Raw genomic sequence first — 20783 nt, 5'->3', positions numbered from 1 at the left:
CGTAGACTAATATGTTTATGTTTGATGTTGTTGCAGAGTTTGTGCAAAAGCAGAATACACTTAGCTTAAGTCAACGATACTAATTAAATAAGTTTTGAAGGGAATATCTAAGTTTGAAATTACTAAAAAAAACGATTAAAAATTTCATGCACTTTATAGGCATAGAAGCATTTCGCTACGATACGTCTGCAACACAATTTGGTAGATTTTCGAATGTGCTTGAAACGTTTGGAATTGATTTAATTTTGGGTGTTGGAGCAAATGAGGGTCAGTTCGGTGAGAGTCTTAGGGCATCTGGTTATAAAGGGGATATCGTATCCTTTGAGCCATTGAAATTGGCCCATCACAACTTACTAAAAATAAGTAAGCGTGATCCTCATTGGCATGTTCATCCAATATCTGCAGTTGGGGATAGGATCGGTGAAGTTGAAGTTAATGTATCAGAGAACTCTGTGAGCAGCAGTATTTTACCCATGTTAAGTTCACACAAACAGGCAGCGCCTAAGGCGAGTTATATTGGAAAAGAAACCTGCGACTTAATTACACTTGACTCTGTTCGATCTATTTATCAAGTTGATGCTAAGTCAGTTCTGTTAAAAATTGATACTCAGGGCTATGAATGGCAAGTCTTGGATGGTGCTAATGAAACAATATCAATGGCTCGTGGTGTTTTGATTGAGATGTCGCTTATCCCCTTGTATGAAGGGCAAAAACTCTGGCAAGACATAACTCATCGACTTGAGTCCGAGGGATTCACTCTTTGGGCTTTACAACCTGCTTTTATTAACCCTGCAAATGGAAGAACCTTGCAGTTGGATGGTTTATTTTTTAGGTTATGAATAAGTTGCTACCTCGCATCACGGTCATTACACCCAGTTATAACCAGGCGGAGTTTCTTGAGAGAACCATCGTATCAATTTTAAATCAAGGTTATCCAAACCTTGAGTTCATCATTATTGATGGCGGTTCAACGGACGGCAGTGTGGATGTTATCAAGGGCTATGCCAATCAACTCACCTACTGGGTCAGTGAGCCAGATAATGGACAATCTCATGCTATTAACAAAGGATTACAAATAGCAACTGGTGATTGGGTTTGCTGGCAAAATTCTGATGATATCTTTTACCCCCTCGCTTTTATGAGGCTGTCACAATCCATACAACAAAATCCAACATTAGATTTAGTTATAGGTGACATCAATCTTATTGATAAGGATGATCACTTAATCAGGCCCCAGTGCTATGTGAAGCCAACCTACGGCGCCTTAGTTGCGGAGGGGATGGTGATGACTAATCAGGCAGCATTTTGGCGCCGAAACCTGCATGAGGAAATAGGTTTTCTGGATGAGAGTTTACACTACGGCTTTGATTACGAATGGTTTCTAAGGCTACTAAAACACACGAACAGATCGCATCATATTCCGAAGAAATTGGGCGCACTCAGATACCATGATCAGACGAAGACTAGTTTAAATCAAACATCTTTCAGCTCTGAATACGCCAAAATTCTTGAGGGCCTTTTTCAACCGGGCTACCTAAGATATCTTTACAAGCTGAGAAGGCTTTTATTGACTATGTTAAACGGGCAAGTAGGATATGTTTTTAATGGCTTTAAAGCCCGAATCAGATCTAAACTTATTAGTAAAAATGAAATTTTTTAATGAAAATTTCTGTCATCACGGTATGCTTCAATAGTGCTAAAACTATTTTAAATACAATATCCTCTGTTGAGTCGCAAAGCTATAAAAATATAGAGCATCTTATTATTGACGGTGGATCTTCAGATGGAACCATCGAGTTATTAAAAAAAGCTAGAGGCAATATTAAGTATATTTCTGAGCCTGATAAAGGTATATATGATGCTATGAACAAGGGTTTGTTATTAGCAACTGGAGAAGTAATAGTTTTTCTTAACGCAGATGATTTTTATAAGAATAAATTTGTTGTTGAAAAAGTAATGAAGGAGTTTGATAAATCTAACTTAAGCGCTGTTTATGGGGATGTAGATTTCTTCGCACCAAATGATATTAAAAAAAGTGTTAGGAGATACTCCTCGAAAATTTTTGCACCTAAAAAATTAGCTTTTGGATTTATGCCGGCTCATCCATCATTATTTATGAGAAGAGAGGTTTATGAGAAGGTCGGTGGATTTGATATTAATTTTAGGATTGCGGGCGATTTTGATTTAGTTGCTCGTGCTTTTAAAAATGAAGATTTGCATTATAAATATATTCCGGAAGTTTTTGTATCAATGCAAACAGGTGGGGTAAGTACTCAAGGATTTAAATCTACTATTTTCCTAAATAGGGAGATTATGCAATCTTGTTTAAAAAATAATATTAAAACCTCATGGGTTAAGTTAATTTCCAGATACCTTATAAAAATTATTGAATTCATCAGGGTTTAATTTTGAGAATATTAATTACTGGAGCTCGGGGATTTGTGGGTCGTGCTCTTTGTCAGAACTTACAAGCTTTTGAATTGGTGAAGCCCGGGCGTGATGAATGGCTATCATCGCTTGAGTCTGTTGATTGTGTGATTCATTTGGCAGCTAGGGTACATGTTTTTAAAGATACTGCTAAAGATCCATTAGCTGAATATAGAGTAGTTAATGTTGAGAAAACATTAGATTTGGCTCGCCAGGCATCAAGTTTGGGTGTTAAACGTTTTATTTTTGTGAGCTCGGTTAAGGTTAATGGTGAGTTGACTGAAAAAGACATTCCATTCAAGGCTGATGACAATCCTAACCCTCAAGATCCTTACGGGGTGAGTAAGTTGGAAGCAGAGAATGGTCTAATGCAGTTAGCTAAAAAAACGGGAATGGAGGTAGTCATTGTGCGACCACCTCTTGTATATGGTCCTGGTGTGAAAGCTAATTTCTTAAGTATGATTAAGATCTTAGATCAAGGCATTCCATTGCCTTTTGGGAATGTTAGTAATAAACGAAGTTTGGTATTTATAGATAATCTTGTCGATTTATTACTAAGGGTTGTTGATCATCCTAATGCTGCCGGACAAGTTTTTTTAGTCTCAGACGATCATGATGTTTCGACAACAACATTACTTAGGTCGATCTCATCTGCTTTGGGTAAAAAAGCGAAATTACTCCCAGTCCCTTTATTCGTGCTTAAAGCAATCTTTTATCTTATTGGTAAATCTGGCTTCTCTCAGAGATTGCTAGGGTCTTTATGTCTGGATATATCAAAAACAAAAAAACTCTTAAATTGGACACCTCCATTTAGTTTTGAAGACGGCGTTGAGAAGACTGCCAGGAGTTTTCTCAATGAAAAGTCATGAGTAGCTCACATTTTCAATGTACCGCATGACTGTATCAACCTTAGACCATCTGCCTCTTTGCATAATCATAGGCAGACTCGCTCCAGAAACTAATAAATCTTGTGCAGCACCCACTCTCATCGAGTGACCACTGATGTGCTTAACTAAAGAGCCATCAACGCATGATCTAGCCACAATTGATTTATATATCCTATTTACTTGAGCTGAGCTTAGGTCGTCACTAATAATCTGTCCCCGTTTAATCCCCCTAAAAAGCTTCCCAGTTGCTATGTTGGAAGTATCAATCCAAACTAAGAGTGATTGTTGCGTCATATCACTTAAGTGTAACCATCGACCTATTCCATCTTGATCTGTTTTACTGCGTCTAAGTTTGATTTTAAATGTCTTGTTTTCTTTGTCGATTATAGCGTCATCTATCTGAAGCGATACCAGTTCACTACGCCTACACATGCTGTCGTAAGCAGTTAATAGAAGTGCTTTATCTCTTAGCCCCCATAGGCTATTGTCAGTAGTGCTGAGCATTTTTCTTAATAGCTCAGCGTTAATACCCAATGCTTGCTTAGATTCGCGTCCTAGGTTGCGATGCATCCTACGAACTTCTATCTTTACGTTTGGATGGCTTGTTGGATCTGAATGCTCATTTAAGCGATGAATTGCTGATATTGATGCAACAGCGATGCGAATACTTGCTGACTTTAATTTACCGTTTGATAGATCCCTTATATACCTGGCAACTGTTTCCTGATTTGCAGGAAGGGCGACTATCTTTTCTTGTTCGCAAAATTCAATGAATCTTTCAAAGTTAGACTTGTAAGCGCGAATGGTTGCCGGTGCGTAAGCGCCATCTATTCTTTTGATAGTCTCTTTTAATATCTCATTTGATGTATGATTAGCCATTATTAATCGCCTTTTGTGATACCAGAAGGATCATTATAGGATCTAATTAGATTGATTTCAAGTGAGCAATTGAGAGCAGCTAGGGCAATGTTAAGAATATCGGTTGTAGACTTGTCTCTTATGGCTAATGTTGGCGTCGCAACAATTAAGAGGATCGAGGCTGGCAGAGGATTGCCGTCAGCTAATATAAGGACATTAGATTCAATCACTAAAGCATTACAACTTGCTGGGGTCGAATTTATCGGATCTCCTGATGACAGGCCTGGTGTCAGGCTGAAGTAGATTAGGATAGTTGTTTATAGTTGATTCAAGTCTAACTACATAAAATATATAGCATTTATATTTTAGTGCGCACAACTAAACACTCAAAATTTATACCTAATTTAGGTACGCTAATGCCGTTTATCTCTGGTTAGCCTATGTCTGCTAAAATAAGCAGACTAAATAACCGCTTGATTTAAATGAAACGTCTTTTCGACCTAACGCTCGTCATTGTTGCTATCTCCTTAATCTCCTTGCCGTTCATGTTGGTGTGGATTGCGGTTCGTCTCACATCAATCGGTCCGGCCCTTTACTGGTCTGATAGGGTAGGTATTCATAATAAGATTTTCAGGATGCCCAAGTTTCGTACCATGGTGGTAGGGACCCCAGCGGTTGCAACTCACTTACTCAATGATCCTGGGGTCTATCTGACCCCAATTGGCGTTTTTCTGCGTAAGTCGAGTTTGGATGAACTTCCTCAGCTCTGGAGCATATTAGTCGGCGACATGAGCCTCGTTGGCCCAAGACCAGCCCTTTTTAACCAGCATGACTTGATCGCCCTCAGAACCGCTCGGGGTGTGGATAAGATCCTACCAGGCCTCACCGGATGGGCCCAGGTGAATGGGAGGGATGATCTGCCTATCCCTGTTAAGGTTGAGTACGATGCCGAGTACCTTAATAGACAGTCGACCTGGTTTGATATCCAAATACTTTGGATGACAGCCCTAAAAGTTATAAAAAGTGATGGCGTATCCCACTAGGCTTAAACGATAATCTCACAATGATTCAAACAACGATCCGTAACCTAAAAAGATGCTTGGCGTTCTCTCATGACGCAGTGGCTGCAGTCCTTGCCTGGTATCTCGCGTACCAACTTAGATTTAATTTTGAGATTCCTTCAGAGCATCTTGCGGTCCTAATACTCTGCCTGCCTGGTATTGTCCTGATTCAGGTCACTAGCTTTTACTTTTTTGGACACTATCGGTGCATCTGGCGCTTTGCGAGCGTGGTTGACCTGCAAAGAATCGTGATGTCTGTTGCGCTCACAACAATCGTTGTGACGGCAGGACTCTTCATGATGCGGTCTGATTTTGTGGTGCCTCGATCCGTGTTAATCCTGGACCCCATACTGCTGATCTTGATGATGGGTGGGAGTCGCATTGTGTATCGCGCCGCTAAGGAGCGCCAGCTCTATGGCCTTCGCGCTAGTCGCGGTGAGCCGGTCATCATCATCGGGGCTGGACCCACAGCGGTGACTCTGGCTAAGGAGTTAGCGCAGGGAGATCAGTGGCGAGTAGTAGGGTTGCTCGATGATGACCAGACACTTCATAGCCGTGAGGTCTTAGGCGTCCGCGTGCTTGGCGGTATATCTGACCTGTCGAAAGCCCACCAGCGATTTGGCTTCAATAATATGATCATCGGATCCCCTGATCTTGGTCACACAGATCGTCGTGCTATCTTGGATGCAGCATCATTACTTGATGTTGATGTCCTGACCGTACCTGTGCTTGATGACCTCATCTCTGGTCGATTGACTGTCTCCCAGATTCGGCCTGTTGATGTTGAGGACCTGCTCGGCCGAGATGTGGTGGACCTCGACAACTCTGGCTTGCAGCAACTCATCAAGTCTCGGTCTGTGCTCGTCAGTGGTGCTGGCGGCTCCATTGGTTCTGAGCTTTGTCACCAAATCCTTAAATTCAAACCAAGCCAGTTAATCTGCCTCGACATCTCCGAGTATGCTTTGTATCAGCTTGAACAGGGGCTGAGTGGCTCGGCAAGTTCTGTAGAATTGATCTATGTGGTGGGGGACGTCAAGAACGAGGCGCGCGTAGAGAGCCTGTTTAAAGAGTATAAGCCCAGCGTGGTTTTCCATGCTGCGGCCTACAAGCACGTGCCCCTCATGGAGAACAATAATGTCTCCGAGGCCTTCCATAATAATGTCGTCGGCACTCACACCCTCGCCAAGGTCGCCAAGGATGCCAAGGTAGACAGATTCGTCTTGATCTCCACCGACAAGGCGGTCAACCCGACGAACGTGATGGGCGCGACCAAGCGCCTGGCCGAGATGGTGTGTCAGGGGCTACAGGGGAAGACGGGTACGCGCTTTGTGATGGTGCGCTTTGGTAACGTGCTGGGGAGCAGTGGCAGCGTGATTCCTAAGTTCCGTGAACAGATTAAGGAGGGCGGACCGATCACGGTGACACACCCAAAGATCACACGCTATTTTATGTCCATCCCCGAGGCTGCTCAGCTGGTCATGCAGGCTGGCTTGATGGGTAATGGTGGTGAAATCTTTGTACTCGACATGGGGGAGCCCGTCAAGATCGTTGACCTGGCGCGTGACATGATCAGGCTCTCTGGTTTTACCGAGGACGAAATTAAAATTGAGTTTTCTGGGCTGCGTCCCGGAGAGAAGCTCTATGAGGAGCTGCTTGCCGACGACGAGCACACCCTGCCGACCCCCCACGAGAGGCTGCGCATTGCCTCAGCTAGGACTGTGGATGCTGAGTGGGTGAGTGCTCTACTCAAGTGGATATCCACCACGCCCGAGAAGGATGAACGGCTCGTTAAGGAAGAGCTCAAGACCTGGGTGGAGGAGTACCAGGGCGACGTTAACGCACGCTAATGCCGCATCTCGCCCCATCAAAAAATGATTTGATATAAAATCAAAATATGATCTATAATTAAATCATGAAGCCAAATTACAAACGACCGTTTGCTGCATTCATTAAAAAAGCCAACAAAGCATTGCAGTTGGCAATCGAGGATGCCGTTCTTGAAATATTAGACGCACCAAGTCTTGGGGAACAAAAAACTGGCGACTTAAAAAGTATCTATGTTTATAAATTTCGCTTTAATCGACAGGAGTATTTAATTGCATACAAGTTTGGTGCTTCTGATCATTCGATTACCTTGGTATGGATAGATTTTTATCAGGTGGGTAGCCACGAAAACTTTTATGAAGAATTGAAACGGTACTTAAAGGAATCCGCCTAACCGTTGAATGGAGCTTATATGGAACAGTTTATGCGAGCAGAAGAAGTTTTTTCACAAGTGCAACATATGCCAGAGAGCGAGCGTGTGAAGTTCTTTTCTTTGGTGGCGAGAAGTGCCTTTCAAGCAGACAACTTCTCCCATCAGGATGTATTTGGGCACCTCAAGGACGAGATGTTTTCGGCGCATGATGCAGCGGAATACCTAGAAGTTTCGATGCCAACGTTTAGGCGCTATGTTCAATCCAAAAAAATTGTACCTGCAAAAGTCATTGGAAGAAGTCAGTTGTATTCGACATCCGATCTGCGTGGCCTCAAAAAATCCTCCTAGCGGTTGCTAATACTGCTTAGCAAGCCTGAGGTTTCTTAAAGCTAATTTTAAATAAAATGTTTCTCATAATTGACAAATAATAATTTTTGTTTATTATGAGAAACATTATGAATCAAAATACCCCCATTAGTACCGCAGATGCTTTGTTGGCGTTAGCACAGCAAATACGTGCCCAACGTAAAGTGTTGGGTATAAACGCCACAGCGGTTGCTGAGGCTGCAGGGATTAGTCGCGTGACATTACATCGAATTGAGCGGGGTGAGCCCACCGTCAATATGGGGGCTTATATGAGTGTGCTATTGGCTTTGGGGATGAAATTGGGCGCTGAGCAACCAGCGCCCGTGAATTTGGCAGATTTCATTCCAGTCCGTATTCAGGTGGAAAAGTACCCGCAACTTAAAAAACTTGCATGGCAAATCAAGGCGGGGGCTGAATTAACCCCAATGGAGGCGTATGGTATTTATGCCCGAAATGCCCGCCATATCAACCCAGAAGCGCTGGAGCATCACGAGCAACAATTAATTGATGCATTAAGGGTTGGTTTGGGGAAGGTGGCGCAAGATGTATAGTCGCCAGCATCATCAAAAAATCGCGCATGCGCTTGCGTTGCTCAATGGCCCATTGCTGATGGCCCATGATTGTTACTTTGCAGGTGGCACTGCGATTGCATTGATGTTTGATGAGTATCGTGAATCGGTGAATATTGATTTTTTGGTATCCAATTTAGTCGCCTATCGTCATCTTCGCGAATTAGCCACAAACCCGGGCGGCCTGGCTAATTTTTTTAGCGAGGGCGCCGAGCACACCATTAGCTTTGGTGAGGTACGCGCAGATCAGTATGGTATACGCACTACGATTGCGGTGATGGGCCAGCCAATTAAGTTCGAGATCGTGCTTGAGGCACGCATTAAACTTGAAAAGCCTAGTGCATTTGATATTGTGTGCGGTGTTTCTACCTTAACCAAGCTTGATTTGGCTACCAGTAAGCTATTGGCAAACGCCGATCGATGGGCAGATGATGCGGTTTTTAATCGCGACGTGATTGATTTGGCCATGATGAGGCTCCCTTTAGCTATGTTACGTGACGCGGTCATTAAGGCAGAGGCCGCTTATGGCGACTCAATAAAGAAAGATCTTGGGGCGGCCATTGCTCGCCTCGAAACCCGTTCAAACTGGCTTGAGCGATGCATGGCTATGCTAGACATACGATTAACTAAGGCGACGCTTTGGTCAAATCTTAGAGGACTTAAGAAAGTGTTAAAGTAAGTCTTCGACTTCAAGCTTATTTCTCATTTAAAATGAAAAACAACCCTCAACGGCTTCTTAAAAACGCAGACCTTATTTATTCTAAAATTGAGGTCGATGCTGCTATCACGCATTTAGCTACCCAAATCACACAAGACCTTCACGATAAAACGCCGCTGTTGCTGACGATTATGAATGGCGGCCTCTATTTTGCAGGTCAGCTTTTACCTCAACTTAGCTTTCCTTTAGAAACAGACTATCTCCAAGCGAGCCGCTACAACGGCGAGACCATGGGGCAGGACGTTAAGTGGGGTAAGGCCCCGACCGAGAAGTTAAAGGGTCGTGTCGTATTATTGCTCGATGATATCTTGGATGAGGGGCATACCTTAGTGGCTATCCGAGATCGGTGCTTAGCGTTGGGCGCTCTAGAGGTTAAGATTGCCGTGTTAACAGCAAAAGACCTAGGTCATGCTAAGCCTATTGAGGCAGATTATGTTGGACTTACGCTTCCCAATCGCTATGTGTTCGGTTGTGGGATGGATGTTTACGGTTGGTGGAGAAACCTTCCAGAGATTCGCGCACTCAAGTAAAAGTGTGAGTAACAATCTGTTCCATTTGATTTTGATCAATCAAAGGCTTATATTAAAACCTAGCGTTAAAAATTTAAACGCCATTAGATTAAAGCGTACTGAGCTTACAAGGAGTTCGAGATGAGCAATACGAATTTAACAGATTCTTTAAAAGACGTGACCAAGGCGCAGCTGGTGGCTGAATTCAAGGCAGTGATTGCAGATGCTGAAGCGCTGATCAAGGCCACGGCTGGTCAAGGTGGGGATAAAGTCGATCAGGTCCGCTCCAAGGCAGAAGCCTCTTTGGCTTCGGCAAAAGACAAGCTTGATGACATGCATGAAGACCTGATTGAAAAGGGTCGTGAAGCTGTCAAAGCGACAGATGATTATGTACAAGAAAACCCCTGGAAGGCCGTTGGCATTGCTGCAGGCATTGGGCTGGTAATTGGTCTATTGGTGAGCCGTCGTTAATCCTATGTCAGACAATACTCAACATCATGCTCAGGCCAGTGCCCAGCCAAGTGCTGAAGGCTTGCTAGGCTCACTCAAGTCACTCACTGCGCTGATGGTGGCCATTATCCACAATCGCCTGAGTTTACTTTCAACCGATTTAGAGATTGCGCGCGAGCAGCTTGTCTCTGTCCTCATCATGGTGCTAATCGCATTGTTTTCTTTATGCTTTGGTGCGCTTCTTCTGGCGATATTTATTGTGGTCATCTTTTGGGATACCCATCGCCTGCTGGCATTAGGGGGTGTAACCGGCCTATTTATTGTGGTTGGGAGTATTTGCATGTGGCGCGTTCTCCGAGCGATTAAAGCCATGCCCGCCACATTTGAAGCAAGCTTAGAAGAGCTTGCGACTGATTTTCAGCAACTCAAATCTAATGATTAAGACTTGTTAATCAGATGAATCACAAACTTCATCAGCTCAATCATCAGAAAGCTTTGCTTCAAGCCAAAGCCGCTAATCAGCGCACGCATCTCTCTTTACAGGTTGCTCAGTGGCAGGTAAGGCTTACTTGGGTAGATAGAGCGCTCGCCGCAACTCGATTTGTAAAGAATAACCCTGGCATGGTGTTGGGTGCTGGGGCCTTATTTACGATATTTACGCCGTTTAAAGCGGCAAGAATTCTTTTGGGCTCGTGGGCGGCCATCAAGGGTGTGCGTGACTTTAGTGGCTTGTTTTCTAAAGATTGATTTCCAACGATTGATTTCCAAAGATTGGAAGATGTTTTTTAAACGATACTCACCAGCCCCAAGATAACCGCCGTCACAGTCATCAACCCAGTGGCCAGCCATCCTAGTACTCTCGTTTTACCTTTAATCGTAAAATTCCCCATCACCTCTTGCATGGAAGACATATGCATCACAGCGATCATTAACGGCACCGCGACTATGCCGTTAATCACCGCACTCCAAATCAAGGCTTTAATCGGGTCTATACCACTAAAATCAAGCCCAACACCAATGATTGTCGCCACAACAATCACGCCGTAAAAATGTTTTGCCGTCCATATCGTTAATTTTAAGCTGGCGGGTTTATTCATTAACTCTGCAACCGCGTAGGCCGCAGAGCCTGCTAAAACTGGAATCGCCAGCAAACCGGTGCCGATAATGCCTAATGCAAAGAGCATAAACGCAAAGTCTCCGGCAATCGGGCGCAAGGCGGCAGCGGCCTCTGCCGAGGTTTGGATGTGATGAACGCCAGCTGTGAATAGGGTGGCCGCGGTGGTGAGCATGATAAAAAATGCAATAAGGTTAGAGAACCCCATGCCAAAGACTGTGTCAAAAACTACGCGCTTGATTTGTTTAGGCGCTGCTGCAGGCTGGTCGATTAGACATTCCCTCTCAGGTATGTCGGCTATGTCTTCCACTTCCTCTGCGGCCTGCCAAAAGAAAAGGTAGGGACTAATCGTTGTGCCGAATATACCGACAACGAGGAGCACGTAACTGGAATCCAATTGAATATTTGGGAGCAATGTTTCGACAATGACTCGAGACCAGTCGACATGTGATGCGAATACTGTGCCAACGTAAGCAAACAGTGAAATAGTGAGCCATTTTAAGATGGGCAAATAGCGGTGGTAGGGAATAAACACCTGCAATAGTATGCAAGTGAACCCAATGAGGATGGAGTAAAGGTGACGTGGTCCGCCGATGACTAACTTTACGGCGTCTGACATGGCCGCAAGATCGGCAGCAATGTTGATGATGTTGGCCACAAGTAATAATAAAATCAGTGGCAGTGTGAGCAGTGCTGGGTAGCAACGTTGCATATTATTTGCAAGGCCACGACCAGTGACTAGGCCGATGCGGGCACACACCATTTGAATGCCAGCCATCAGTGGGTAGGTAAGGACGATAGTCCAAAGTAAGCCAAAGCCATATTGCGCGCCTGCTTGTGAATAAATGGCGATCCCACTTGGATCATCATCTGCAGCACCAGTGACTAAGCCTGGCCCCAGTTTTTTCAGGCCACTAAAAGGATATTTGAACAATTTTTGTAACAATTTCATGCTAATCTTAAATGTTAAGTCAATTTAGGTTAAGTCAATTTAGTTTAGCTTATTTTCAACGTGTAGCGAGTTTATAAAAAGTCCCTCATGACATATCGTTCTTACTGTGCATTATCTTTGTTGATTTTAACTTCAAGTGCTTTGGCCGCGGAAACGCTCAAGATTGATTCAGTTGGCGTGACTGGCGCCCGTGACGTTACCGAAATGCGTAAAGATTCTAGTACCCAAAAAACAGTTTTTGGTCGTCAGGAAATTGAAAACCTCAGTGTGATGACTGCTGGCGAAGTGCTTGGGAAGTTGCCAGGAGTCGAAATTGGTGCCAGTGGTATGCGTGCTCGCGGCATGTCACGTGATTCTATTCGCGTGTTGATCGACGGAGAAAAACAATCGGGCGGTACCATGGGGTCATTCACTCGCATGCCGGCCAGTGATATTGAGCGCGTTGAGATTAGTCGTGGTTCATCGGCTGAATTCGGTGGATCCTCTCCATTAACGGTTAATATCGTGCTGAAAAAAGGGGTGTCTAAAGCCTCAACGGATATGAAGGCGAGCTTGGGCTTCCGTGAGGGTGAGCATAACGAGCAGTTTTCTTGGTCTGAATCAGGGGTGAACGGCAATTTTTCATGGGTGTTACCTGTATCACTTAACTTTGCGCGTTCGCCAGTCAATACATTTCTAGATCGCCAGTCACAATCGTCAGGTAATCTTTTATCCTCTAAGCATGAATACACCAATGGTATCAGCGAGATGGGACATCACGCTTTTTCTCCGCGTTTTACTTGGAAATCGGGCCGAGACAGCGTTACCTTGTCGAGCATGGTGTTTTTGGGGCCAACGGAAAGTAATATCCGCACTCAAGCCTTCGACTTGCGTGATTCGGTCAATAATTTCACACGGACCGCCAACGAAAATGGTGATTCAAGAACCTTACGAGTGCGTTTAGACGGTGAAAAGTACTTTGGCGAGTCAAAACTAAGTGGGCGATTAACGCTTAAAAATAATCACAATGAACTCGATGTTTCAAGACTCACAAGCTCAAATGTAAATGTCGTTGAAAACACCAAGAGCAATGAGAATGAAGTTAACGGTTCTACGCGCTGGGATCAGCCTATTGATTTGCATTTTGTTTCGATCGGCGCGGAGTATATCAAGGTGAGTCGCGATGATACTCAGGCCTTTAGTGGTTCAGGTGCCTCGCAGTTTAACGCTTCATCACAAGATCAAGTGCTCTGGCTTCAAGACGCATGGACGCCGCAAGACAGCCTCACCGTGACCAGTGGTCTGCGTATGGAAAGCATGCAATTAAAATCTGACGGAAGCCGTCAACAAGACTTTGCCTTGTTGCCATCCGTGGCCGTGCGCTGGCAGCCTGAAGAAGCTTGGGTATTCAGAAGCTCTTTAGGGGCGGGCATGAAAATGCCAAGACTTAACGAAATTACGGCGACAGTCACACGTAGTATCACAGTGAACGCCAATACGCCTTTAGATTTCGATTCGCGAGGTAACCCTAATCTCAAGCCTGAGCGTAGCATTAACTTTGAAGCGGTTGCTGAGAGATATTTAGCGCAAAAAGCAGGCGTGATTTCAGCCAATGTGTATGTGCGTGCAACGACTGACTTTACCGAGCGTCGCTTGATGCAAGAGTCTAACAATAATAATCGCTGGGTTGAACGTCCTTACAATGAAGGCGATGCGCTTCATTATGGTTTAGAACTAGATGGCAAGATTAATACCGACCAATGGGGCATTGCTGGCGGCACCGCCAAAGCCCACTTAACATTGCCCAATGCCCGTGTGGATGACACGCGCTTGGGCATTACTCGTAATGCGCGTGATACCCCCAAATATTTACTGTCGATGGGTTGGGATCAAAGCATTCCAAAATGGCAATCTAACATGGGCGTTTCATTACAGCTTTCTGGTCGTAGCGAAACTGACATACCTAGCGAGCAAAAGGCTTTTACCGAGTCTAGGGCCTTATTAGATGCATTTTGGTTATACAAGCTTAATCCGCAGTTCAATTTGCGTTTATCCGCGCAAAACTTGCTCGCTGAGGACATGCGTCGTCAAAATAAATATATTGCGCCAGGCGAAGAGTGGAAGCTACTCGCTAATGACTTTGGCTATCGCACGGTGATGTTTAGTTTAGAAGGGCGCTGGTAGTTGTTTTAAATAATGTGTTACTATTGTGCTATATTTGAAATTGGGTAATATTACATGAAAACCGTAAGCATCAGAAAACAAGGTGGCGCAGCCATCATGACCATTCCGCCTGATATCCTTAAATCATTAGATGCGGGTGTGGGTAGTCAACTTATCTTGAAGGTTCAAGATGGTGTGTTTACTGCAACGCCAATTAAATCTCCGCCTAGAAAGCATTACAAGCTTTCAGATTTGCTTTCGCAGTGTGACAAAAATGCTCCCCGTAATGCTGAAATGGCTGCATGGGATAACATAGTCCAGTAGGTTCTGAGCTTCTCTAATGGCAAAATTCGAGCGTGGAGATGTTGTAAGGGTTTGTCTCAATCCAACTGCAGGTCGAGAAACTCAAGGTGATTTTAGACCTGCATTAGTGCTTTCAAGCGCTGAAGTAAATGATTTGGGCACGGCCTTTATTGCGCCCATTACTCAAGGTGGAGATTTTGCTAGGTTTGCTGGATTTGCAGTCTCATTAACGGCTACTGGTATGGAAACGCAGGGCGTGGTTTTAGTTAATATGCTGCGTGCTGTTGACTTGGTAGCTCGAGGCGCTAAAAAGATTGAAGTTGCGCCAGCTTATGTTGTGGAAGATGCTTTGGCTCGGTTACAAGCGGTTTTTGAATAGTGATCTAAAACAACGCCGCCTGCCCTGGCGGCGGCGCATCAAGTAGCGCATCTATATCAATCTCAAAAATCCCGAGTTTGCCAGGGCAGGGCATGAGTGCCAATGGCTTGGCATGCTCAAATAAAAAACCAAAGCCGTCACGTGGCACGCCACTAAAATGCCCCCGTTGTTCTCTTGTTAAGGTTGGCGGTATTTCATCAGGTCTGGTGCACAGCACTAACCTTGCAATACCCACCACACCGCCAAAGCCCAGCTTATCTTTGTTTGGTAATGGAATATCCGTATTCGCCACCAAATAGTCGTAATACTCTTCGTAAATCCCTTTGCTGGCATGAATCAGGATCGCTCCTCGATAGTCTGTACCCCAAGTGCGGTCATCCACCAACAAATAACCATTTGCGATCAGCCAAGCATAAGGCTGTTTAAGCGAAAGCGCTTTTAGGACGCCTTTTGGAATAGTTGGGTTTTGTATAAATCGCTCAACCTCGGCCATCACAAACCACTTTATCTTTTGCTTTTAGCTCTTTGGCTAAGTCAGTTCTAAATTGCTCGAGCTTGATTTGATAATCTGTCGCATCACCAAACTCCACAAAGCTTGCATAGCGTGCATGTCGTCCTAGCATTTTTCTGGCATGTTTAATCGGACAAAAGTATTGCTCAGTGCGGGCAATAATCTCGGTCGCAAACGCTAGCAACCCATTGCCATAGGTGCAATACATACAATGGCTCTTCTCCACGATATTGAGATAACTCAAATGATGGCGGTCAAACACAATGTAATCGCCACGTTTGACGCAAGGGATTTTGTAAATAGGAAAGCAAATCGCTTGGTAGAGGCTGATGCACGCATCTAGCAACAGCATTGGGAAAATCATGCCGTAAATGATAGGCGCAGTGAGCAAGTTAATCGGTCGATTGCCTAGCCATTTAATCAGCCCGATTTTTACTTGTTTATGCGCCTCTTTGACGGACTGTTCAAACTCAACCCGCTTACCCTTCATACTAAAGTTCAGATGCACTCTGTGCTCTTGAAGCGCTTTCTCTAGCTCTTTTTCAGCATCTTCGAGCTGTGCAAGCAGGTGGCGGATTTGGTCGTTCATAATGGCTTTCTTGGGTGGAATACGTATTGCATCATAGCAACAAAGCAATGACATGCATTGAATATCAACGGGTTAAGATTTTTTTCGCAGCATGGCTAAATATAATGCCTCTACTTTGTCTCTTGCCCAAGGGGTTTTGCGCAGAAATTTGAGACTGGATTTGATGCTAGGATCACTCATAAAACAGTTCACTGGAATACGATCAGCGAGGCCGTCCCAGCCGTAATAGTCTAGTAGCTTGGTGACAATGGCTTCAAGCGTGATACCGTGAAGTGGATTGTTGGTTTGGCTGTTTGAGTTGGTCATGATGAACACATTATACGTAATCAGTTTTTAAAAATCATGACACGCTTAAAATGAAAAAGCCCTGCATCAGCAGGGCTTTTAGAATTTGGCTCCTCGACCTGGGCTCGAACCAGGGACACATGGATTAACAGTCCATTGCTCTACCAACTGAGCTATCGAGGAATTGGTGAAGGCGTGATATTAAAGGCTAGTGAGCTTTAGGTCAATACGAAAGCGCAAAAATTTATGACTTATTTTTGCTGATTAAATTATTAATTCTAGCAAATACACTATATTATGTAGTTCAAATTTTTTCATAGATGTACTGCAAGAGCGTTAAGCATGGGCTGAATGCCATGCGTTCAATAAGGTCTTAATCTAATACTCAAGTTATGCGTCCTACCACTTCAGAAATAAATCCTCATATCAAAGCGCGACAACGGAGCGATTGGCAAGTCATCCGAAACTTAATGCCTTATATCTGGCAGTTTAAGTTTAGGGTCATCATCACGCTTTTATGTTTAGTGTTTGCTAAAGTCGCCAATCTTGGTGTGCCGATCGTGCTCAAGAAGATTGTGGACACCCTTAGCATCACCACAACATCGCAGGCGCTCCTCGTGGTGCCGGTTAGCTTGATTTTGGCTTACGGTTTACTGCGACTATCGGCATCGTTGTTTGGTGAATTACGAGAGCTGATTTTCGCAAAAGTCACTGAAAGCGCGGTTAGAAAAGTGGGTTTGCAAGTATTTAACTACGTGCATGCACTTTCCTTACGCTTCCATTTGTCTCGTCAAACAGGCGGCATGACCCGAGATATTGAACGTGGGACGCGCGGTATTCAGTCTCTAATTTCTTATTCGCTCTACAGTATTATCCCGACCCTGATTGAGCTACTCATGGTGCTGGGTTATTTCTTCTTTGTGTATAACATCTGGTTTGTGGTGATTACGCTTATTGCGCTGACTTGTTATATTATTTTTACGATTGTGGTGACCGAATGGCGGACTAATTTTAGACGACAAATGAATGATTTGGACTCTAAAGCCAATCAGCGAGCGGTTGACTCATTGATTAACTTTGAGACGGTGAAATATTTTGGCAATGAGCAATACGAAGCACTGCGCTACGATGAAAATCTCAAAAACTACGCACAAGCGGCAGTGAAGTCTCAAAAATCATTAGCTATTTTGAATTTTGGTCAACAAACCATTATTGGGATTGGCTTGATTTGCATTCTCGGGTTGGCTAGCTCAGGTGTGGCCAAAGGCACCATGACCATTGGGGACTTGGTGCTGGTTAATGTGTTGATGATTCAGCTTTATATTCCGCTTAATTTCTTGGGCGTGCTCTACCGAGAAATGAAGCAGTCGCTTGCCGATATTGACCGAATGTTTGGCCTGCTTGAAACGCATCAAGAGGTCGCAGATAAGCCAAATGCTTATCCGCTTTCTGTGAAGTCACCTGCACTGGGTCCGCATGTGATTTTTAAAGATGTATCTTTTCATTATGAGCCTAACCGTCAAATTCTGAACAAAGTGTCTTTTGAGATTTTGCCGGGGGAAACGACCGCAGTGGTCGGGCATAGTGGTGCTGGCAAGAGCACTTTATCTCGCCTTTTATTTAGATTTTACGATGTGCAGCAAGGTGCAATTTTGTTTGATGGTCAGAACATTCAAGATGTTCAGCAAGCCAGCCTGCGCCAAGTGGTGGGCATTGTGCCGCAAGACACGGTGCTGTTTAACGATACGATAGGCTACAACATCGCTTATGGTAAACCCGGTGCGAGCCAGCTTGATATCGAGTCAGCAGCAAAGTCAGCGCAAATCCATGACTTTATTGAAAAGCTGCCTGATGGCTATCAAAGTGCGGTGGGGGAGCGCGGTCTCAAGCTCTCTGGGGGTGAGAAACAGCGAGTGGCCATTGCAAGAACCCTGCTTAAGCAACCCGCATTATTAATATTTGATGAAGCAACTTCTGCGCTGGACTCTGAGACGGAGCGCACCATTCAAAATGAGCTGAATGATTTAGCTCGCAACCGCTCGACCTTGATTATTGCGCATCGCCTTTCTACCATTACCCATGCACATCAAATTTTGGTAATGGAGGAAGGCGCCATTATCGAGCGTGGCACGCATGAAGCGTTAATTAAGCTTGGTCAGCGTTATGCTGAAATGTGGCGCGTTCAACAATCTCAGAACGTTTCTAGCTGAGTAGTGGTCAATCGATTATCCGTTTAATCTTGTTAATACCGCTATTATATTCAATAGCACCTTAGTGAAGACTATGCACCAACTTTTAAATCGTACAATTCAGCTCAATCAAGCATCCCCTGAAGTGCTCGGCGAGCAAATACGCGCTTATTTCCATCAAACAGCGGATCTTTATGAGAGCCTATTTGATCTTTTAGCGTCTGATGAAGCTTACTATACGAAGTCGATTAGCCTGCGCCATCCGCTTATTTTCTATTTCGGCCATACCAATACTTTTTTCATCAATAAGCTCATCTTGTCTGGACTGATTACTAAGCGAGTAAACCCGAAGTTTGAGTCGATGTTTGCAGTGGGCGTCGATGAAATGGGTTGGGATGACGTTAACTCGCAAAACTACGACTGGCCTAAGGTCGATGAAGTAAAGGCGTATCGTGCAGAGGTGCGTCAAGTCGTGGATCAATTGATCTCTGAATTGCCACTTAACTTGCCAATTGACTGGAAGAGCCCTTGGTGGGTGATTTTAATGGGCATTGAACATGAGCGCATTCATCTAGAAACTAGCGCTGTGCTGATTCGTCAGCACGCATTAAAGTATGTGAAAGCCTCGCCTAATTGGAAGCCATGCATTGTTGAGCAGTCCCCAGCACCAATAAATAGTTTCGTTGAAATTGCAGCCCGTGACATCAAACTTGGTAAACAAGATGACACCTATGGCTGGGATAACGAGTATGGGACGTTTGAAAAACATTGCTCAGCGTTCAAAGCAGCTAAGTACCTCACGTCAAATGCTGAGTTTCTTGCGTTTGTTAAAGCGGGCGGTTACACAAACGATGCCTATTGGCTAGAGGAGGGTCTTTCCTGGAAAAAGTATGCCAACGCCATGCATCCTACTTTTTGGGTGCAGCAGAATGATGGTTGGCGTCTTAGAGTCATGGCAGAAGAAATCGCGATGCCTTGGAGTTGGCCTGCAGAGGTGAACTATCACGAGGCTAAAGCTTTTTGCCAATGGAAGTCTGAGCAATTGGGAACGTCCATCCGTATGCCAACCGAAGCTGAGTGGTACAGTATTTATGAAGAGGCGGGGCTATCAGATGCACCTGTGTCTAGCAGTCATCAAGCCAATTTATATTTAGACCACGGGGCATCTTCTTGTCCAGTCGATCAGTTTGCCCATGGCGCGTTGTTTGATGTGGTGGGTAACGTATGGCAATGGACTGAAACACCGATCTTCCCATTGGATGGCTTCCGGGTGCATCCGATTTATGATGACTTTACCACCCCCACCTACGATGGCCGTCATAACCTCATCAAAGGCGGTTCTTGGATTGCAACCGGTAATGAAGCCTTAAAAAGCGCACGCTATGCGTTCCGACGCCATTTCTTTCAACATGCAGGATTTCGTTACATCATGACAGACACACCAATAGAAGACCATTCTTCCCATTACGAAGATGACAAGCAGCTTTCAGAGTATGCTGAATTTCATTATGGCGACCAATATTACGGCGTGCCTAATTTTCCGAAAGCGTTGAGCGATCTTGCGATTGAAGTGATGCAAGGTCGACCTATGACGACTGCTTTAGATCTAGGCTGCGCCACAGGCCGTGCTACGTTTGAACTTGCCAAGCACTTTAATCATGTGACGGGGATTGATTTCTCGGCAAGGTTTATCGGTTTGGCGCTCAAGTTATCACAGCAGGGAGTGCTACGTTACGCCATGGCCACTGAAGGTGACTTGGTCAGCTATCAAGAGCGCACGCTGGCTGAGCTGGGCCTTGAGGGAACGGCTTCAAAAGTAGAATTTTGGCAAGGCGATGCATGTAACCTGAAGCCTAACTTTACCGGATATGATCTGATTTTAGCGGCTAATTTAATTGATCGTCTGTATAGCCCAAGTCACTTTTTGAATGCGATTCATGAACGGCTGAATATCGGTGGGATATTAATGATTACCTCACCTTACACTTGGCTTGAAGAACATACGCCGCGTGAGGAGTGGATTGGTGGGTTTAAACGCGATGGCGAAAATGTCACTACCTTAGATGGTCTCAAAGAGCTGCTCGGAAAACACTTTAAACTGGTGAAAGCACCCATCAAGGTGCCTTTTGTGATTAGAGAAACGCAGCATAAATTCCAGCACACGCTCTCAGAAGTGACCTTTTGGGAGCGAACACGCTAATGAGCTAAAAAGAGAAGTGTCTATTTTTGCTACATCAACAAAAATAAAGCGCCTTTAAGGCGCTTTATTTTTAGGGG

The 20783-nt window shown here is 44.6% G+C and carries 25 protein-coding genes and 1 tRNA gene; 20 read left to right on the top strand and 6 right to left on the bottom strand.

Annotation, left to right across the window (positions count from 1 at the left end; translation table 11 throughout):
* Positions 1-113: 113 nt before the first annotated feature.
* Genes BN1209_RS04730 through BN1209_RS04715 form a run of 4 tightly spaced genes read left to right on the top strand, consistent with a single transcriptional unit; the run spans position 114 to position 3296 of the window.
* Positions 114-839, top strand: a complete 726-nt coding sequence (locus BN1209_RS04730; protein WP_197539004.1) for an FkbM family methyltransferase — start codon at positions 114-116, stop codon at positions 837-839.
* Positions 836-1660 carry a glycosyltransferase family 2 protein gene (locus BN1209_RS04725; RefSeq protein WP_045751178.1) on the top strand — a complete coding sequence of 275 codons (825 nt, stop codon included), beginning with the start codon at positions 836-838 and terminating at the stop codon, positions 1658-1660. Before BN1209_RS04730 ends, BN1209_RS04725 begins: the two co-directional genes overlap by 4 nt.
* Positions 1660-2406, top strand: coding sequence for a glycosyltransferase family 2 protein (locus BN1209_RS04720; RefSeq protein ID WP_045751177.1), 747 nt, complete (start codon positions 1660-1662; stop codon positions 2404-2406). The genes BN1209_RS04725 and BN1209_RS04720 overlap by 1 nt, the downstream gene beginning before the upstream one ends.
* Positions 2407-2408: 2 nt before the next feature.
* On the top strand, positions 2409-3296 hold the full coding sequence (locus BN1209_RS04715) for a UDP-glucose 4-epimerase family protein (protein WP_082048396.1): 888 nt from the start codon (positions 2409-2411) through the stop codon (positions 3294-3296).
* Here BN1209_RS04715 and BN1209_RS04710 read toward each other — a convergent pair.
* Positions 3291-4193, bottom strand: a complete 903-nt coding sequence (locus BN1209_RS04710) for a tyrosine-type recombinase/integrase (RefSeq protein WP_052661092.1) — start codon at positions 4191-4193, stop codon at positions 3291-3293. The two genes, BN1209_RS04715 and BN1209_RS04710, sit on opposite strands and share 6 nt — an antisense overlap.
* A gap of 87 nt (positions 4194-4280) precedes the next feature.
* On the opposite strand from BN1209_RS04710, the gene BN1209_RS04705 reads away from it, so the two are divergent.
* The 11 genes from BN1209_RS04705 (at position 4281) to BN1209_RS09015 (ending at position 10789) form a co-directional block, all read left to right on the top strand.
* Positions 4281-4475, top strand: a complete 195-nt coding sequence (locus BN1209_RS04705; protein WP_082048395.1) for a helix-turn-helix transcriptional regulator — start codon at positions 4281-4283, stop codon at positions 4473-4475.
* 179 nt (positions 4476-4654) lie between these two features.
* A complete protein-coding gene (locus BN1209_RS04700) occupies positions 4655-5215 on the top strand; it encodes a sugar transferase (protein ID WP_045751174.1) in 561 nt (186 codons plus the stop codon).
* 20 nt (positions 5216-5235) lie between these two features.
* Complete coding sequence (locus BN1209_RS04695; RefSeq protein ID WP_045751173.1) at positions 5236-7080, top strand: polysaccharide biosynthesis protein; 1845 nt, start codon at positions 5236-5238, stop codon at positions 7078-7080.
* Positions 7081-7145: 65 nt separating this feature from the next.
* Positions 7146-7451 (top strand): type II toxin-antitoxin system RelE/ParE family toxin, encoded by a 306-nt coding sequence (locus BN1209_RS04690; RefSeq protein ID WP_045751172.1) that lies wholly within the window; start codon positions 7146-7148, stop codon positions 7449-7451.
* A gap of 30 nt (positions 7452-7481) precedes the next feature.
* A complete protein-coding gene (locus BN1209_RS04685; protein ID WP_082048455.1) occupies positions 7482-7778 on the top strand; it encodes a helix-turn-helix domain-containing protein in 297 nt (98 codons plus the stop codon).
* A 107-nt stretch (positions 7779-7885) separates the two neighbouring features.
* Complete coding sequence (locus BN1209_RS04680; protein ID WP_045751170.1) at positions 7886-8347, top strand: helix-turn-helix domain-containing protein; 462 nt, start codon at positions 7886-7888, stop codon at positions 8345-8347.
* Positions 8340-9044: a nucleotidyl transferase AbiEii/AbiGii toxin family protein gene (locus BN1209_RS04675; protein WP_045751169.1), complete on the top strand. Its 705-nt coding sequence runs from the start codon at positions 8340-8342 to the stop codon at positions 9042-9044. The genes BN1209_RS04680 and BN1209_RS04675 overlap by 8 nt, the downstream gene beginning before the upstream one ends.
* 32 nt (positions 9045-9076) lie before the next feature.
* Positions 9077-9613 carry a hypoxanthine-guanine phosphoribosyltransferase gene (locus BN1209_RS04670; protein ID WP_045751168.1) on the top strand — a complete coding sequence of 179 codons (537 nt, stop codon included), beginning with the start codon at positions 9077-9079 and terminating at the stop codon, positions 9611-9613.
* Positions 9614-9733: 120 nt separating this feature from the next.
* Positions 9734-10063: an ElaB/YgaM/YqjD family protein gene (locus BN1209_RS04665; RefSeq protein WP_045751167.1), complete on the top strand. Its 330-nt coding sequence runs from the start codon at positions 9734-9736 to the stop codon at positions 10061-10063.
* A gap of 4 nt (positions 10064-10067) precedes the next feature.
* Positions 10068-10484 (top strand): phage holin family protein, encoded by a 417-nt coding sequence (locus tag BN1209_RS04660; RefSeq protein ID WP_045751166.1) that lies wholly within the window; start codon positions 10068-10070, stop codon positions 10482-10484.
* Between the two features lie 14 nt (positions 10485-10498).
* Positions 10499-10789, top strand: coding sequence for a YqjK family protein (locus BN1209_RS09015; RefSeq protein ID WP_082048394.1), 291 nt, complete (start codon positions 10499-10501; stop codon positions 10787-10789).
* Between the two features lie 38 nt (positions 10790-10827).
* Here the strand turns inward: BN1209_RS09015 and BN1209_RS04655 are convergent, their stop codons facing one another.
* The gene (locus BN1209_RS04655; protein ID WP_045751165.1) at positions 10828-12108 is read right to left on the bottom strand and encodes an NRAMP family divalent metal transporter; all 1281 of its coding nucleotides are present in this window, start codon (positions 12106-12108) and stop codon (positions 10828-10830) included.
* An 87-nt stretch (positions 12109-12195) separates the two neighbouring features.
* On the opposite strand from BN1209_RS04655, the gene BN1209_RS04650 reads away from it, so the two are divergent.
* From BN1209_RS04650 to BN1209_RS04640, 3 genes are read left to right on the top strand one after another with little or no spacing between them, the layout of a single operon-like run.
* A complete protein-coding gene (locus BN1209_RS04650; protein ID WP_045751164.1) occupies positions 12196-14271 on the top strand; it encodes a TonB-dependent receptor plug domain-containing protein in 2076 nt (691 codons plus the stop codon).
* 54 nt (positions 14272-14325) lie between these two features.
* Complete coding sequence (locus tag BN1209_RS04645) at positions 14326-14574, top strand: AbrB/MazE/SpoVT family DNA-binding domain-containing protein (RefSeq protein WP_045751163.1); 249 nt, start codon at positions 14326-14328, stop codon at positions 14572-14574.
* Positions 14575-14590: 16 nt separating this feature from the next.
* A complete protein-coding gene (locus tag BN1209_RS04640) occupies positions 14591-14932 on the top strand; it encodes a type II toxin-antitoxin system ChpB family toxin (RefSeq protein ID WP_045751162.1) in 342 nt (113 codons plus the stop codon).
* Between the two features lie 4 nt (positions 14933-14936).
* On the opposite strand, the gene BN1209_RS04635 is transcribed toward BN1209_RS04640, so the two are convergent.
* From BN1209_RS04635 to BN1209_RS04620, 4 genes are all read right to left on the bottom strand, one after another.
* Complete coding sequence (locus BN1209_RS04635; protein WP_045751161.1) at positions 14937-15425, bottom strand: ASCH domain-containing protein; 489 nt, start codon at positions 15423-15425, stop codon at positions 14937-14939.
* Positions 15412-16032, bottom strand: a complete 621-nt coding sequence (locus BN1209_RS04630) for a hypothetical protein (RefSeq protein ID WP_045751160.1) — start codon at positions 16030-16032, stop codon at positions 15412-15414. Before BN1209_RS04630 ends, BN1209_RS04635 begins: the two co-directional genes overlap by 14 nt.
* A 72-nt stretch (positions 16033-16104) precedes the next feature.
* Complete coding sequence (locus BN1209_RS04625; RefSeq protein ID WP_045751159.1) at positions 16105-16338, bottom strand: VF530 family protein; 234 nt, start codon at positions 16336-16338, stop codon at positions 16105-16107.
* A gap of 86 nt (positions 16339-16424) precedes the next feature.
* Positions 16425-16500, bottom strand: a tRNA-Asn gene (locus BN1209_RS04620).
* A 209-nt stretch (positions 16501-16709) separates the two neighbouring features.
* Here BN1209_RS04620 and BN1209_RS04615 point away from each other — a divergent pair.
* Both BN1209_RS04615 and ovoA read left to right on the top strand, forming a co-directional pair.
* Positions 16710-18527, top strand: coding sequence for an ABCB family ABC transporter ATP-binding protein/permease (locus tag BN1209_RS04615; RefSeq protein WP_045751158.1), 1818 nt, complete (start codon positions 16710-16712; stop codon positions 18525-18527).
* A gap of 73 nt (positions 18528-18600) precedes the next feature.
* Positions 18601-20706 (top strand): 5-histidylcysteine sulfoxide synthase, encoded by a 2106-nt coding sequence (gene ovoA / locus BN1209_RS04610; RefSeq protein WP_045751157.1) that lies wholly within the window; start codon positions 18601-18603, stop codon positions 20704-20706.
* The last annotated feature ends 77 nt before the right edge of the window (positions 20707-20783 follow it).

The organism is Candidatus Methylopumilus turicensis, from assembly GCF_000953015.1.
Classification (GTDB): domain Bacteria; phylum Pseudomonadota; class Gammaproteobacteria; order Burkholderiales; family Methylophilaceae; genus Methylopumilus_A; species Methylopumilus_A turicensis.
This window is presented reverse-complemented; position numbering and strand designations above follow the sequence as displayed.